The sequence below is a fragment of the Mycobacterium sp. SMC-21 genome (genome assembly GCF_045310825.1).
In the GTDB taxonomy this organism is placed as follows: Bacteria; Actinomycetota; Actinomycetes; order Mycobacteriales; family Mycobacteriaceae; genus Mycobacterium.
Genome location: NZ_JBJIAO010000027.1, coordinates 21,050 through 35,421, shown reverse-complemented (window position 1 = coordinate 35,421; position 14,372 = coordinate 21,050). Strand labels below are relative to the sequence as shown.

General features: G+C 68.4%; 14 protein-coding genes and 1 pseudogene. 1 reads left to right on the top strand and 14 read right to left on the bottom strand.

The genetic code is table 11. The features are described from left to right. Positions 1-29 precede the first annotated feature (29 nt). The 5 genes from ACJH6H_RS21595 to ACJH6H_RS21575 all read right to left on the bottom strand — a co-directional run bounded on the left by ACJH6H_RS21595 (position 30) and on the right by ACJH6H_RS21575 (position 4,106). Positions 30-347 (bottom strand): hypothetical protein, encoded by a 318-nt coding sequence (locus ACJH6H_RS21595; RefSeq protein ID WP_318984451.1) that lies wholly within the window; start codon positions 345-347, stop codon positions 30-32. Between the two features lie 69 nt (positions 348-416). Further along, positions 417-863: a hypothetical protein gene (locus ACJH6H_RS21590; protein ID WP_318984450.1), complete on the bottom strand. Its 447-nt coding sequence runs from the start codon at positions 861-863 to the stop codon at positions 417-419. Between the two features lie 21 nt (positions 864-884). After that, a complete protein-coding gene (locus ACJH6H_RS21585) occupies positions 885-1,304 on the bottom strand; it encodes a MarR family winged helix-turn-helix transcriptional regulator (protein ID WP_318984449.1) in 420 nt (139 codons plus the stop codon). A gap of 25 nt (positions 1,305-1,329) precedes the next feature. Next, entirely contained in the window at positions 1,330-2,085 is a 756-nt protein-coding gene (locus ACJH6H_RS21580) for a YebC/PmpR family DNA-binding transcriptional regulator (RefSeq protein ID WP_212811635.1), read from the bottom strand. Positions 2,086-2,168: 83 nt separating this feature from the next. Next, positions 2,169-4,106, bottom strand: coding sequence for an ArnT family glycosyltransferase (locus tag ACJH6H_RS21575; RefSeq protein ID WP_406775779.1), 1,938 nt, complete (start codon positions 4,104-4,106; stop codon positions 2,169-2,171). Positions 4,107-4,163: 57 nt separating this feature from the next. Here ACJH6H_RS21575 and ACJH6H_RS21570 point away from each other — a divergent pair. Beyond that, a pseudogene (locus ACJH6H_RS21570) lies at positions 4,164-5,096 on the top strand (esterase/lipase family protein); the annotation flags it as partial. A gap of 357 nt (positions 5,097-5,453) precedes the next feature. On the opposite strand, the gene pdxT reads toward ACJH6H_RS21570, so the two are convergent. From pdxT to thrS, 9 genes are all read right to left on the bottom strand, one after another. Beyond that, positions 5,454-6,035, bottom strand: coding sequence for a pyridoxal 5'-phosphate synthase glutaminase subunit PdxT (gene pdxT, locus ACJH6H_RS21565; RefSeq protein WP_135356935.1), 582 nt, complete (start codon positions 6,033-6,035; stop codon positions 5,454-5,456). Beyond that, positions 6,032-6,877: an acyl-CoA thioesterase II gene (gene tesB, locus ACJH6H_RS21560; protein WP_135356934.1), complete on the bottom strand. Its 846-nt coding sequence runs from the start codon at positions 6,875-6,877 to the stop codon at positions 6,032-6,034. Before tesB ends, pdxT begins: the two co-directional genes overlap by 4 nt. 9 nt (positions 6,878-6,886) lie before the next feature. Then, complete coding sequence (gene pdxS / locus ACJH6H_RS21555) at positions 6,887-7,792, bottom strand: pyridoxal 5'-phosphate synthase lyase subunit PdxS (RefSeq protein ID WP_020101778.1); 906 nt, start codon at positions 7,790-7,792, stop codon at positions 6,887-6,889. Positions 7,793-7,861: 69 nt separating this feature from the next. Continuing rightward, a complete protein-coding gene (locus tag ACJH6H_RS21550; RefSeq protein WP_209841214.1) occupies positions 7,862-8,896 on the bottom strand; it encodes an NUDIX hydrolase in 1,035 nt (344 codons plus the stop codon). After that, positions 8,896-10,026, bottom strand: a complete 1,131-nt coding sequence (locus ACJH6H_RS21545) for a glycosyltransferase family 4 protein (protein ID WP_135356932.1) — start codon at positions 10,024-10,026, stop codon at positions 8,896-8,898. The genes ACJH6H_RS21550 and ACJH6H_RS21545 overlap by 1 nt, the downstream gene beginning before the upstream one ends. Continuing rightward, entirely contained in the window at positions 10,026-10,979 is a 954-nt protein-coding gene (locus ACJH6H_RS21540; protein WP_135356931.1) for a phosphatidylinositol mannoside acyltransferase, read from the bottom strand. Before ACJH6H_RS21540 ends, ACJH6H_RS21545 begins: the two co-directional genes overlap by 1 nt. Continuing rightward, entirely contained in the window at positions 10,976-11,635 is a 660-nt protein-coding gene (gene pgsA / locus ACJH6H_RS21535) for a phosphatidylinositol phosphate synthase (RefSeq protein WP_406775778.1), read from the bottom strand. The genes ACJH6H_RS21540 and pgsA overlap by 4 nt, the downstream gene beginning before the upstream one ends. Next, complete coding sequence (locus ACJH6H_RS21530; RefSeq protein ID WP_244602313.1) at positions 11,632-12,264, bottom strand: HIT domain-containing protein; 633 nt, start codon at positions 12,262-12,264, stop codon at positions 11,632-11,634. The genes pgsA and ACJH6H_RS21530 overlap by 4 nt, the downstream gene beginning before the upstream one ends. Then, positions 12,261-14,321 carry a threonine--tRNA ligase gene (gene thrS, locus ACJH6H_RS21525; protein WP_135356929.1) on the bottom strand — a complete coding sequence of 687 codons (2,061 nt, stop codon included), beginning with the start codon at positions 14,319-14,321 and terminating at the stop codon, positions 12,261-12,263. The genes ACJH6H_RS21530 and thrS overlap by 4 nt, the downstream gene beginning before the upstream one ends. Positions 14,322-14,372 lie beyond the last annotated feature (51 nt).

Below are 14,372 nucleotides of genomic sequence, written 5' to 3'. Positions count from 1 at the left end.
GGTGGCGACAGGTTGCGCCAGGGACACGCTCAGATCTGGAAGTACCCCGACCGCGCGCCCTGCCGAATCTCCTGGGTCAGTTCGGCGATGCGCGCTTCCGACGCTCCCCACCAGCGGACGAGTTCACGGTGCGTCTCGGCGCCACCGTGTTCCACGATGATCTTCCAGCGCACCCCGAACAGCTTGGCCAGCAGCCAGAACGGCCACAGGATCAACAGCGGAAGAGCCAGCACCACGCCCACCCAATCCAGGAACGCGATGTCGACGATGTCGAACACATCCCAGAACGGCCACCAGCGCCGGCGCACGCGCCACTCCACCCCGTCCGGATCCGTCACCGCTGCCATCGGGACATCTTGCAGTGCGGCTGCGGGTTTCCGCTGCGCGACACCGATGTGACACGCCGGGTCGGATGCTCACACGTACCTGGAGCCCGGGTGCACGACCATCAGCACCACGACGATCACCCACAGCAGGTTGAACATGCCGGTCACCATGCCGAGGGTGCGCAACTGCCGCCCATCGTCGGGCGCGGCGAGCGCCGCCCGCTGACGCGGGGCGATCTGGAACGCGAGCAGTCCGCCGGCGATGGCCGTGAGCACCATGGCCACGATGATCCAGACCTCGGTCGAGCGCCCCTGGACACCGGCGAGGGCGAGGCCGACGACGGGCACAACGAGCGCCAGCACCCCGTAGACGCGTGTGATGCGGTGCAGCGCACGGGCGACGCCGTCGTTGCGTTCCGCGTTCGCCGACGGTCCGCCGGCCGGCGCGTAGCGGGGAAACAGGCTGGTGGCCACGGCGATCGGCCCGACGAAGAGGATGCCCGCGACGACGTGGACGGACAGCAACAACGCTTGCATAACCTTCAGTCTAACTGAAGGTTATGGCGAAGCGGACATGACTCGTCTCATGTACTCGCGTAATGCGTCGGTCAGTTCAGGGTTTTGTGCCGCGAACTCGGTGTCCAGACGGGCCACGACGTCAGCCGCGCGGTTCAGCAACGACTCCCCCGCGGCCGTCACGCGCAACGTAGAAGCAGCACCGGCGTGCGCCGTGCTGTCGTCGACGAGTCCCGCCTCGACGAACGCCGCGACCGCCGCGTGCGCACTCTGCACGGTGATGCGCGAACGCCGGGCGAGTTCACTGAACGAGATGCCGGCGCTGCCCCGGATGTGCCCGAGCAGTCCGTACTTGCGCGTCGTCAGCCCGAGGGGCTTGAGAGCGTCGGCGAATGCGGCGTCCCACACCCGACTGACGGTCAGCAGCGTGACAGTCGGGCTGAACGGAGGCGGCTCGGACATGCTCGGCAGGCTACCGCCGGAGCGGCTACTCCTCGTCGAGCTGCGCGGCGACGTCGTCCGGGATCTCGACGTTGGTGTAGACGTTCTGGACGTCGTCGCTGTCCTCGAGGGCGTCGACGAGCTTGAACACCTTGCGGGCGCCCTCGAGGTCGACCTCGACGGACACCGACGACTGGAAGCCGGACTCGGCCGAGTCGTAGTCGATGCCGGCGTCCTGCAGCGCGGTACGCACCGCGACCAGGTCGGTGGGCTCGCAGATGACCTCGAACGAGTCACCGAGGTCGTTGACCTCTTCGGCACCGGCATCGAGGACGGCCATCAGCACGTCGTCCTCGGTCTGGCCGTTCTTCTCGAGCGTGATGATGCCCTTGCGGGAGAACAGGTAGGCGACCGAACCCGGGTCGGCCATGTTGCCGCCGTTGCGGGTCATCGCGACGCGGACCTCACCGGCGGCGCGGTTGCGGTTGTCGGTCAGACACTCGATGAGCACCGCGACACCGTTGGGGCCGTAGCCCTCGTACATGATGGTCTGCCAGTCGGCGCCGCCGGCTTCCTCGCCGCCGCCGCGCTTGCGGGCCCGCTCGATGTTGTCGTTCGGTACCGAGCTCTTCTTGGCCTTCTGGATGGCGTCGTACAGGGTCGGGTTACCGGCCGGGTCGCCGCCGCCGACGCGGGCCGCGACCTCGATGTTCTTGATCAGCTTGGCGAACATCTTGCCGCGCTTGGCGTCGATGACGGCCTTCTTGTGCTTGGTTGTCGCCCACTTGGAATGGCCGCTCATGCGTGTACGCCCTCTTTCTGATCAAACGTCAGCTGATCAGTTTACGTGGACGAATCGGAGGCCCCGACAGGCCTGGTCAATCACTACTTCCGGACCGGCTGCAGCAGGTTGTAGACGGTGTCCGACCCGACCTTCATCGGCGCGAAGTTGACGCCCACCCAGTCGGCGATGTCGCTGTGCGCATCGGCGCCCCAGTGCCCCTTGTTGTCGGAGACGATGTAGTACGCCACCTCGTGGGCCGCCACGTAGGACTGGAACTGCTGCAGCGTCGGCGCCGGATCGGACCCGCCGAAGCCACCGATCGCGATGACGGGCGTGCGGGTGTCGAGCTCCAGACCGGCGGCCGGCGACGACCGGTCGATCGCCGCGGACCACTTGGTGCTCGTGGCCTTGAGCAGCGCGTTCAGTTGGGGGTTCTCGTCACGCTGACCCCAGCCGCCGTGTTTGTCGTCCTTGTCCGCGGGGCCGACGGAAGGCCCGCCGCCGAGGTGCGGCTGGCCGAAGGTCGCGAGCGAGTAGGCCACCGAACCCCCGACAGCGCCGAACATCGCCAACGCCACCGCGGCTGCCGCCACCCGCTGACGCCCGGGCCACACGAATGCGACCGTGCCGACGACGGCGGCAGCCAGGATCACCCAGCGCAGTGCGGGCAGCCAGTCGGCGTTGCGGCCGAGAATCACGAAGCCCCACATCCCGCTGGCCAAAAGCACTGCGGCCAAGCCGATCCGGTGGAACCGGGAGTCCCGGCGGCGCCAGAACTCGATGACGAAGACGGCGAACATCGCCGCCATGGCCGGAGCCAGCGCGAGGCAGTAGTACGGGTGCACGTTGGTCTTCATGAAGCTCAGCACCAGGCCGACACTGACGAGCCAGCCGCCGAACAGGATGGCGCCGGCCCGGACCCGATCGGTGCGCGGTGCGCGACCGCGCGAGATCAGTACGAGCACGGTGGCCAGCAGCGCGGCCGGCACCAGCCAGCCGATCTCGAAACCGAATTCACCGGTGAACAGCCGCGGCAGGCCCTGAGTCTGATCACCCATGCCGAAGCCATGGTGCCCGGCGGTCTTGATCGTCTCACCGGCGGCGTGTCCGGCGTGTTCCCCGGTGAGGGTGTGCACCGTCGACGGCTTGTCGGGGTCGCTCTTACCCATGTGGTTCTTGCCGAGCACGCGACCAAAGCCGTTGTAGCCCAACACCAGATTCATGAAACTGTTGTCGGTCGAGCCGGCCATGTAGGGCCGGGACGACGCCGGCCACAGGATCGTCAACACCACGAACCAGCCGGCGGAGACCAGCATGGCCGCGAGTGCACCGAGCAGGTGCCACAGCCGGGCGCGTAGCGCGACGGGCGCGGCGACGAGGTACGTCAGACCGAGCGCCGGCATGACCATCAGACCCTCGAGCATCTTGGCCAGGAACGCGAAACCCAGTGCGACACCGGCAAGGGCCATCCACTTGGCGCCGCCGCGGCGAGCCGCGCCATGTGCACCGTTGTCGAGCGCACGGACCGTGAAGTACGCGGCCAGTGTCATCAGCAGCACCATGGCCGCGTCGGGGTTGTTGAAGCGGAACATCATGGCGGACACCGGGGTCAGCGCGAGCACCGCACCGGCGAGCAGCCCGGCCGCCGGACCACTGGCCCGTCGTACCGCGGCGCAGAGCAGCCACACCGAGCCGACGGCCATCAACGCCTCGGGGATCAACATGCTCGCGCTGCTGAAGCCGAAAATCTGCCCGGACAGCGCCATCACCCACTGCGACAGCGGCGGCTTGTCGACGGTGATGACGTTGTTCGGGTCGATGGAGCCGAACAACAGCGCCTCCCAGTTCCGGGAGCCGGCCCACACGGCGGCGGCATAGAACTGGTTGCCCATGCCGTTGACCGTGATGTTCCACAGGTAGCCGACGGCCGTCACGATCAGCAGCACGGCCAGCGCCGCGCGCTCGCGGGTCTTGGTGGGTGCCGTGATCTCCGGCTCGGCCATCGGGGCGTCCAGGACGGCGGCGGATGTCGTAGTCACCCGACCATTAAGGCAGCCCCAGCTATGGCCCAGCTGTGAAGCGGGCGAGCCGCCGCTATGACGTGCGGACGTGATGAAACTGCTCACAATCAGCGGATTCACAGAAGGCCCTCCAGTGAACAGTCGTACACTCAACCTATGGACGACCCTCTCGCCAGCGAAGCCGCCGCCCTCACCGAGCTCGGACTCAACGAGCTGGGCACCGCCGTCGACGGCATCCACAAGGTCCAGCGCGCCATCTCCGAGCGGGTCTTCCGACTGGTGGGCCTTGGCGTCGGCCCGGCCGCCAAGCCCGTGAAGGTCGTCTACGACGCCATCACCGACGGCGTCTACTCCACCATCAGCCATGTGGCCACCACGGCCGCGCCCATCGCCGGCAAAGCCGTGCACGACCAGACCGCAGGCAAGCTGTCCGATCAGGCCGGTGGCGCACGCGTCCTCGCGGTGCTGCAGGGTTTGATCGGCGACAAGCTCCACGAGCAGGGTTCCGTGCTGGCGACGACGATGTCGGTGCGGGTCGACGGCCGGCCGGTCACCCTCGACACCGACAGCCTGCGCGCCGCTTATCCGGCCGCGACGGGTGACGTCGTGGTGTTCCTCCACGGCCTGATCGAGACCGAGGCCTTCTGGGCCCTGGGAAAGCGGCCGACGTACGCCCAGCGGCTCGGGGCCGACATCGGCATCACCGGCGTCGAGATTCGCTACAACACCGGCCTGCACATCTCCGACAACGGCGTGCTGCTGTCCGAACTGCTGGACCAGCTGGTGGCCGCCTGGCCGGTGCCGGTCACGTCGATATCCCTGGTCGGCCATTCGATGGGCGGGTTGGTCGTCCGATCGGCGTGCGCGGTGCCCGGCGCGTCATGGGTGAATCGGGTGCGCACCGTCGTCACGCTGGGCACCCCGCACACCGGCGCACCGTTGGAGAAGGTCGTGCACTACGGGTCGGCGGCGCTCAGCGCACTGCCCGAGACCCGCCCGTTCGGCAACCTGCTGCGCCGGCGCAGCACCGGGATCAGAGACTTGCGGTTCGGCTCACTCGACGAACGCGACTGGCGCGACTGCGAACCGGACGCCCTGCGGGCGCAGCAGCCGCCGATCGACGTGCCACTGCTCGAGGGGGTCTCGTACTACTGCGTGACCGCGACCATCGCCCGCACGCCGGCCAACCCGATCGGCTGGGTACTCGGCGACGGACTCGTGCAGGTGCGCAGCGCGCAAGGCCGAAGCCGCAAGCGCGACATGGGGTTTGACCGCGAAAATCGCCTGCATCTACCGGAGGCGCACCACTTCACGCTGCTGAACGACGAGCGGATCTACGAGCGCCTGCGCGTCTGGTTGTCGCGGTCAGAGGGACTCGACGAAGAGCTTGTGGATGCGCCGGTCGCCGGTGACCTCGGGGTGGAACGACGTCGCGAGCATGCGGCCCTGACGGACGGCGACGGGGTGTCCGGCCGCGCGGGCCAGCACCTCGACGTCGGGCCCGACGCGCTCGACCCAGGGCGCCCGGATGAACACCGCGTGCACGGGATCGTCGAGGCCGACGAAATCGAGGTCGTCTTCGAACGAGTCGACCTGCCGGCCGAAGGCGTTGCGCCGCACCGTCATATCGATCCCGCGTAGCGGCAGGGCCTCACGGCCCGGCACACCGGCGTCGTTGATCTCGGTGGCGAGCAGGATCATGCCGGCGCACGATCCGTAGCACGGCATGCCCGCGGCCAGGCGGTCGCGCAGCGGCTCGAGGAGTTCCAGCTCGCGCAGCAGGTGGCTCATCGCGGTGGACTCGCCGCCCGGGATCACCAGGGCGTCAACGGCATTCAGCTCCGTGAGGCGCCGGACCGTGGACACCTCGGCGCCCGCTTCGCGCAGGGCAGCCAGATGCTCTCGGGTGTCCCCCTGCAAGGCCAGGACACCGACGTGCGGGCTCACTCGGCCGGTGGGACGAAGCCGCGGTTGTAGCGGGTCAGCCCCTCCTGCATCACGGCGGCCACCATCTCGCCGTACTGGTTGAAAATCTTGCCCTGCGTCAGCGCGCGGCCGCCGCACGCCGACGGCGACGACTGGTCGTACAGCAGCCATTCGTCGGCCCGGAACGGCCGCATGAACCACATGGCGTGGTCCAGCGAGGCGATGTTCATATGTTTGCGTACCTCAAGGTGATTCACCTGCGCCGAACCCAGCAGGGTCAGGTCGCTCATGTAGGCCAGGGCGCAGATGTGCAGGACGTGGTCGTCGGGCAGCGGGTCGCGGTGCCGGAACCAGACCTGCTGCTGCGACGCCTTGCCGGGCACCCGGACGACCTGGTCGCGCGGCACGATGCGCACGTCCCATTCGGCAAACTGGGCGAACCCGGCGTCGTCGAACGCCCCGGCGGACCGGAAGCCCTTCGACAGGTCGGGCGGCGGCGGCACCGGCATGGCGTCCTGGTGCTCGATGCCGGACTGGTCGGTCTGGAACGACGCCGACATCGAGAAGATGTTCTCGCCGTGCTGGATGGCACTCACGCGGCGGGTGCAGAACGACCCACCGTCGCGAATGCGCTCCACCATGTACACCGTCGGTGCGCGGGCGTCACCGGGACGCAGGAAGTACCCGTGCAGCGAGTGCACCTGGTACTTCGGCTCCACGGTGCGCACCGCCGACACCAACGACTGACCGGCTACGTGGCCACCGAAAGTGCGCTGCAGAAAACCCGATTCCGGGCTGAAGACACTGCCGCGGTAGATGTTGACCTCGAGTTGTTCGAGGTCGAGTATCTGCTCGATTGCCACCTGTTGGTTTTACCAGCCACGCTCTGCGAGCCGATGAGGCTCCGGCACGTCCTCCACGTTGATGCCGACCATGGCCTCACCCAGACCGCGCGACACCTTGGCCAGCGTGTCCGGGTCGTCGTAGAACGTCGTGGCCTTGACGATGGCCGCGGCACGAGCGGCCGGGTCACCCGACTTGAAGATGCCCGAACCGACGAACACGCCTTCGGCGCCCAGCTGCATCATCATCGCGGCGTCGGCCGGGGTGGCGATGCCACCGGCGGTGAACAGCGTCACGGGCAGCTTGCCGGCCCGCGCGACCTCGACCACCAGCTCGTACGGCGCCTGCAATTCCTTTGCGGCAACGTACAGTTCGTCCTCCGACAGCGACGTCAGCCGACGGATCTCGCCGCCGATCTTGCGCATGTGCGTAGTGGCGTTGGAGACGTCACCGGTGCCGGCCTCACCCTTCGAGCGGATCATGGCCGCGCCCTCGTTGATGCGACGCAGGGCCTCACCCAGGTTGGTGGCGCCGCACACGAACGGCACGGTGAACTTCCACTTGTCGATGTGGTGGGTGTAGTCGGCCGGGGTCAGCACCTCGGACTCGTCGATGTAGTCCACGCCGAGGCTCTGCAGAATCTGCGCCTCGACGAAGTGGCCGATGCGGGCCTTGGCCATCACCGGGATGGTGACGGCGTCGATGATGCCCTCGATCATGTCCGGGTCGCTCATCCGCGAGACGCCACCCTGCGCGCGGATATCGGCGGGCACGCGCTCGAGCGCCATGACGGCTACGGCGCCTGAGCCTTCGGCGATGCGCGCCTGCTCGGGTGTTACGACGTCCATGATGACGCCGCCCTTCAGCATCTCGGCCATGCCGCGCTTGACCCGGGCGGTGCCCGTCTGACCGCTGTTGTCCGCTGCGGTATCCACTGCAATCTCCCTCAAGAATTTGGTACCCGCCAAGTCTAGTGGCCGTACCAAATCGGTTATCCGCGCAGGTCAGCGGATGGTCTGCGGCGCCGGGCCGGCCATCGCCGCCGGAGCCTTCCCGTCCGCCAATTCGCCTGCGAGGGAAAGGTATTCGCCGAGCTGCAATGGGTAGACAGTCTCACCATCGGCGGCCAGCCGGGCGATGACCGCCGCGTCGCACCAGCGGTGGGCGTGGATCGACTGCCGTTCGACCGTGGTGTGACCGGTGGTCACCGGCTCGAATCGTGAGGTGCGGTACACGAAGAAGAATTCCTCGCTGCGGATCACAGACCCGTTGAACTCGAACACCGCCTCACGCCGCCACACCGGGCCGATCAGATCGGCCGGGTCGACCTTCAGCCCGGTCTCCTCGGCCACCTCACGGGCTGCCGCGTCGGGCAGCGATTCGTCCGGTTCGACCGCTCCCCCGACGGTGAACCACCACCGCGGCGCCATCAGCGGGTCGGCGGCCGGGTCGCTGCCGCAGAACAGCAGCACCTGCCCGTCCTGGTCCAGCAGCACCACGCGGGCCGACGTGCGTCGTCCCACCGCGCCGGGCTCGTGCCGCGACGCCCGCTCGACGATCTCGAAATACGTTGGCATGGCCGCGGTTCCACCCAGGTGCAGCCAGCGCACCAGGGTGCGCTCGCGCAGGGCGAGGGTGTCGCGCACGGCGTCGTTGTGGAAGCGGCGGGCCAGCAGTACCCGGGCCTCGGCGTCGGCGAGCTCGGCGACCAGGGTGACCGGGATGGATGCCGGATCGACCTGCGCCAGGGCTCCCGACAGTTCGTTCTCGGCGGCCTCGCGGGCCGCGCGCGGTGCCCGCTCGGCTTCGTCCGCCAGCGCCGCGAGACGGCGGCCCGCCGGCCGGGAACCGTACGCGTCGGCGGCGACGGCCCGGGCCACCACCGCGCGCCGGGCCAGCGCCCCGTCCAGAGCCTGCCACGACAGGTCGTAGCGGACGTGCAGCCGGTCGAGCCGATGCGCGGTCTGATAGGCCCACACGACGGTGAACAGGACCGTGAGCACCAGCAAGACCAGTGCGACGATCAGCAGCCAGCTCATCAGGCCTCCACCCTGACCTTGATCCCCGATCCGGCCACCGTCTCGTAGACCAGCATGATCTGCTGCGCGACCACCGACCAGTCGTATCGCCGCACCGCCTGGGCGGCCGCCTCGGCGTACCGGCGGCGGGCGGCGTCGTTCGACAGCATCTCGACCAGCGCTTCGCCGAGGGCTTCGGCGTCGTCGACCGGCACCAGCCGGCCCGCCGCACCCTGGTCCAGCACGCGCCGGAAGGCGTCCAGGTCGCTGGCCACCACGGGTGTACCCGCGGCCATGGCCTCGACCAGCACGATGCCGAAGCTCTCGCCGCCGGTGTTCGGGGCGCAGTAGACGTCGGCGCTGCGCATCGCCGACGCCTTCTCGGCATCATCGACCAGACCGAGGAACCGCAGGTGCCCCGCATGCTCGCCGACGGTCTCCTTGAGTGCCTCCTCGTCGCCGCGGCCGACGACCAGCACCTCGACGTCCGGGCAGGCCGCCACGAGCTTGGGCAGCGCGCCGACGAGCACCTGCATGCCTTTGCGCGGCTCGTCGAACCGGCCGAGGAACAGCACCGTGCGGCCGGGCCGCGGATAGCCGGGCAGCAGCGGCGCGTTGTCGAACGCCGACACGTCGACGCCGTTGGGAATCTCGACAGCATCCGAGCCAAGGGCTTCCATCTGCCAGCGCCGTGCCAGATCGGACACCGCGATGCGACCCATGATCTTCTCGTTCCAGGGCCGCAGAATTCCCTGAAAGACGTTGAGTGTCAACGACTTCGTGGTCGACGTATGGAACGTCGCGACGATCGGGCCGTTGGCCACCATGAGCGCCAGCAGCGACAGGCTCGGGGCATTGGGCTCGTGCAGGTGCAGTACGTCGAAGTCGCCCTCGACGATCCAGCGCTTGACCATCCGGCGGGTGGCCGGCCCGAATCGCAGCCGCGCCACGGACCCGTTGTACGGGATGGGCACGGCCTTGCCGCCGGAGACGACGTAGTCGGGCAGGTCGGCGTGCGTCTCGGCCGACGAGGGCGCCAGCACACTGACCGTGTGGCCGTAGCCGCGCATCACCTCGGCCAGTTGCAGCACGTGTGCCTGAACGCCGCCCGGTACGTCGAACGAGTACGGGCACACCATGCCGATGCGCATCAGTCGTTCCCGGCCAACCGGGCCCGACGTTCCTCGGACAGGTCGGCCAGCCACTGCGGTTGCAGCATGTGCCAGTCCGTGGGGTGCGCGGCGATGCCCGCTTCGAAGCGGGTGGCCAGAGCCTGCGTGATGGTCGCAACGTCGCCGCTCGAGGTGTCGACCGGCCCGGAGATGTCGAACTGCCAGTCGTTGGGCTTGTTCCAGCAGTGCACGGTCAGCAGCGTCGCACCGGTCTTCAGCGCGAGCTTGGCAGCGCCGGCGGGCATGCGGGTCGGCTCGCCGAAGAGGTTGACCTGCACGCCATTTCGGGACAGGTCCCGGTCGGCCATCAAGCAGACGATGCGGTTGGCCTCCAACCGCTCGGTCAGCACGTCGAACGGCGGGCGCACTCCCCCCGTCAGCGGCAGAATCTCGAATCCCAGCGACTCGCGGTACTCGACGAACCGGTTGTACAGCGACTCGGGTTTGAGACGCTCGGCCACCGTCGTGAACTTGCCGTACTGGTGCACCACCGAGACACCGGCCATGTCCCAGTTGCCGCTGTGCGGCAGCGCCAGGATGACGCCGTTACCGTTCTCGAGCCCGCGGGCGATGTGGTCGGTACCCACCAGGCAGTGCCGGAGCCTCTCCCCGAGCGTGCGCTGGTTCATCGACGGCAGCCGGAAGGCCTCCCGCCAGTAACGGCCGTACGACGCCAGCGAGGCGCGGATGACGCGGCCCGGCACCTTGGCCGGCCGCACACCCAGCACGCGGGCCAGATTCTTGCGCAGCTGCTCGGGACCACCGCCGCGCGCCGCATACAGCGCACCGGCGTCGAACATGTTGCGGGCGGCGAACTCCGGCATGGTCCGGATCAGCCCCCAACCCGCGGCATAGCCGAGGTCCTTGAGCTGCTCGCCCATCGGGACGTCGAAACCCCCGAAGGACGGCACACCGCCGGTGGGGACGCTCATGGCTGCTCCTTCGACGGCGCACTCGACGGCAGCGGCTGGTCGGCGCCCGGCGAACGGCGCACCGAGGCGACCCGCTGGCCCAGCGTGATGATGCTGGCTACCGCCAGCAGCCACATCGCGATGGGCAGCGCCAGCGGCAGCGGATGGATCGGCAGATCCGAGAAACCGGCGCCGACCAGGACGATGATCAGCCGCTCCGGGCGTTCGATGAAGCCGCCGTCGGCGTTCAGTCCGCTGGCCTCGGCGCGGGCCTTGATGTACGAGATGACCTGCGAGGTGACCAGGCAGATCAGCGTGGCGATGACCAGCGGCTTGTCGTGCATCTCGAACGCGATCCACCACAGCAGGCCGCAGAACACCGCGCCGTCACCGATGCGGTCGCAGGTCGCGTCGAGCACCGCACCGAGTCGCGTGCCGTAGCCGCGTTCGCGGGCCATGGCGCCGTCGAGCATGTCGGCGAGCACGAAGAACCAGACCACCAGGGCGCCGTACCAGAGGTGCCCCGTCGGGAACAGCGTCAGCGCGCCGACGACCGACGCGGTGGTGCCCAGGACGGTGACGCTGTCCGGCGTCAGGCCGATGCGCAGCGCTCCCCGGGCCAGCGGGCGGCTCAACTTGGTGTAGGCCGCGCGGGTCAGGAGGTAGAAGTCGCTCACGGGGCGTCCTCAGTCCTTCCCGTCGCTCCGCTCGCCCCGGCCCCGTCCTGCGCCGCCCACTCGTCGGCCAGCAGCTTGCGGGTGTCGCGCAGCAGCTGCGGGATCACCTTGGTACCGCCGATGACGGTGATGAAGTTGGCGTCGCCGCCCCAGCGCGGCACCACGTGCATGTGCAGGTGGTCGGCCAGCGAGCCGCCGGCCGAGGTGCCCAGGTTGAGCCCGACGTTGAAGGCGTGCGGGTTCGAGATGGCCTTCATCACGCGAATTGCCTTCTGGGTGAACGCCATCAGCTCGCTGCTCTCGGCCTCGGTCAGGTCCTCGAGCTCCGACACCTTGCGGTAGGGCACGACCATGAGGTGTCCCGGGTTGTACGGGTACAGGTTCAGCACCGCGTACACCTGCTCGCCGCGCGCGACGATCAGGCCTTCCTCGTCGGACATCGTGGGAATGTCGATGAAGGGCTGCTTCGAGCCCGCGGACGTGCCCTCGCCGCCTTTCATCGGAGCGTCGACGATGTAGCTCATCCGGTGCGGCGTCCACAGCCGCTGCAGGTAGTCGACGTCACCGACACCCCGGTCCACAATGGCGTCTCCGACACCGGGGTCCACGATGCTCCGATCCTCGGTCACGCCTGTGCGCCCCGCGCCTCGTTCACCAAATCTGCCGTCGGGAAAGCGTTTTCGCGACGCGCGATCCACCCGGCGATGAGATCGACGGCCTCGGCGACGGGGACGCCGTTGACCTGGGTGCGGTCACCGAACCGGAAGGAGACGGCACCCGATTCGATGTCCTTGTCACCGGCGAGCAGCATGAACGGCACCTTCTGATTGGTGTGGTTCACGATCTTCTTCGCCATCCGGTCGTCGCTGCCGTCGACCTCGACGCGAATGCCGCGCGACTTCAGTTGCGCCGCAACGTCGTACAGGTAGTCCAGGTGCGCGTCGGCGACCGGGATGCCGACGACCTGCACCGGGGCCAGCCAGGCCGGGAACGCGCCGGCGTAGTGCTCGGTGAGCACGCCGAAGAACCGCTCGATGGACCCGAACAGCGCGCGGTGGATCAGCACCGGACGCTGCCGGCTGCCGTCGGCCGCGGTGTACTCCAGCTCGAACCGGTCGGGCATGTTGAAGTCCAACTGAATGGTCGACATCTGCCAGCTGCGGCCCAGCGCGTCCTTGACCTGTACGGAGATCTTGGGGCCGTAGAACGCCGCGCCGCCCGGGTCGGGCACCAGGTCCAGACCGGAGGCCTCGGCGACCTCGCGCAGGGTCTCGGTGGCCTCGTCCCACAGCTCGTCGGAGCCGACGTACTTGTCCGGGTCCTTGGTGGACAGCTCCAGGTAGTAGTCATCCAGGCCGTAGTCGCTCAGCAGATCCAGCACGAACTGCAGCAGCGTGGTCAGCTCGTCGCGCATCTGGTCACGGGTGACGTAGATGTGCGCGTCGTCCTGCGTCATGCCGCGCACGCGGGTCAGGCCGTGGACGACGCCCGACTTCTCGTACCGGTACACGCTGCCGAACTCGAAGAGCCGCAGTGGCAGCTCGCGGTACGACCGCCCCCGCGACCGGAAGATCAGGTGGTGCATGGGGCAGTTCATGGGCTTGAGGTAGTAGTTCTGCCCCGGCTTGCGCAGCGTGCCGTCTTCGTTGAACTCCGCGTCGATGTGCATCGGCGGGTACATGCCGTCGGCGTACCACTCCAGGTGACCCGAGGTGATGTACAGCTGCTCTTTGGTGATGTGCGGGGTGTTGACGAACTCGTAGCCGGCTTCCTGGTGCTTGCGGCGCGAGTAGTCCTCCAGCTCGCGGCGCACGATGCCGCCCTTCGGGTGGAACACCGGCAGGCCCGAGCCCAGCTCGTCGGGGAAGCTGAACAGGTCCAGCTCCACGCCCAGTTTGCGGTGGTCGCGGCGCAGCGCCTCCTCGATGAGTTCGAGGTGCTTGTCGAGTGCCTCCTGCGACTCCCAGGCGGTGCCGTAGACGCGCTGCAGGCTGGCGTTCTTCTGGTCGCCGCGCCAGTACGCGGCGCTGCTGCGGGTGAGCTTGAACGCCGGGATGTGCTTGGTGGTGGGGATGTGCGGGCCACGGCACAGGTCGCCCCAAACCCGTTCGCGGGTACGGGGATTGAGGTTGTCGTAGGCCGTCAGCTCGTCGCCGCCGACCTCCATGATGTCGGCGTCGCCGGACTTGTCGTCGACCAGTTCGAGCTTGTACGGCTCCTTGGCCAGCTCTTCGCGGGCCTGCTCCTTGGACTCGTACACGCGGCGGTCGAACAGCTGACCATCCTTGATGATCTTCTGCATGCGCTTCTCGAGCTTGGCCAGATCCTCCGGCGTGAACGGCTCGGCGACGTCGAAGTCGTAGTAGAAGCCGTCGGTGATCGGCGGGCCGATGCCGAGCTTGGCCTCCGGGAACAGGTCCTGCACGGCCTGGGCCAGCACGTGGGCGCACGAGTGGCGGATGACGCTGCGGCCGTCCTCGGTGTTCGCGGCGACCGGGATGACCTCCACGTCGACGTCCGGGGTCCAGGACAGATCGCGCAGCCGGCCGTCTGCGTCCTTGACCACGACGATGGCGTCGACCTCGCCGCGCTGCGGCAGCCCGGCCTCGCGGACCGCGGCGCCGGCGGTAGTCCCGGCAGCGACCCGGATCGGGGCTGCTGGTGCGGGGCTGGCGACGGCGGTCATCGAGACACTCCTACTGGTTAGGTGACGATCGCGACCATGCTATCGGCACCG

What these genes read in the sequence shown, in the direction of transcription:
- ACJH6H_RS21595 (WP_318984451.1), bottom strand. Translation starts at nt 347, where the DNA reads ATGGCAGCGGTGACGGATCCGGACGGGGTGGAGTGGCGCGTGCGCCGG.
- ACJH6H_RS21590 (WP_318984450.1), bottom strand. Translation starts at nt 863, where the DNA reads ATGCAAGCGTTGTTGCTGTCCGTCCACGTCGTCGCGGGCATCCTCTTC.
- ACJH6H_RS21585 (WP_318984449.1), bottom strand. Translation starts at nt 1,304, where the DNA reads ATGTCCGAGCCGCCTCCGTTCAGCCCGACTGTCACGCTGCTGACCGTC.
- ACJH6H_RS21580 (WP_212811635.1), bottom strand. Translation starts at nt 2,085, where the DNA reads ATGAGCGGCCATTCCAAGTGGGCGACAACCAAGCACAAGAAGGCCGTC.
- ACJH6H_RS21550 (WP_209841214.1), bottom strand. Translation starts at nt 8,896, where the DNA reads ATGAGCTGGCTGCTGATCGTCGCACTGGTCTTGCTGGTGCTCACGGTC.
- ACJH6H_RS21545 (WP_135356932.1), bottom strand. Translation starts at nt 10,026, where the DNA reads ATGCGCATCGGCATGGTGTGCCCGTACTCGTTCGACGTACCGGGCGGC.
- ACJH6H_RS21540 (WP_135356931.1), bottom strand. Translation starts at nt 10,979, where the DNA reads ATGAGCGTCCCCACCGGCGGTGTGCCGTCCTTCGGGGGTTTCGACGTC.
- thrS (WP_135356929.1), bottom strand. Translation starts at nt 14,321, where the DNA reads ATGACCGCCGTCGCCAGCCCCGCACCAGCAGCCCCGATCCGGGTCGCT.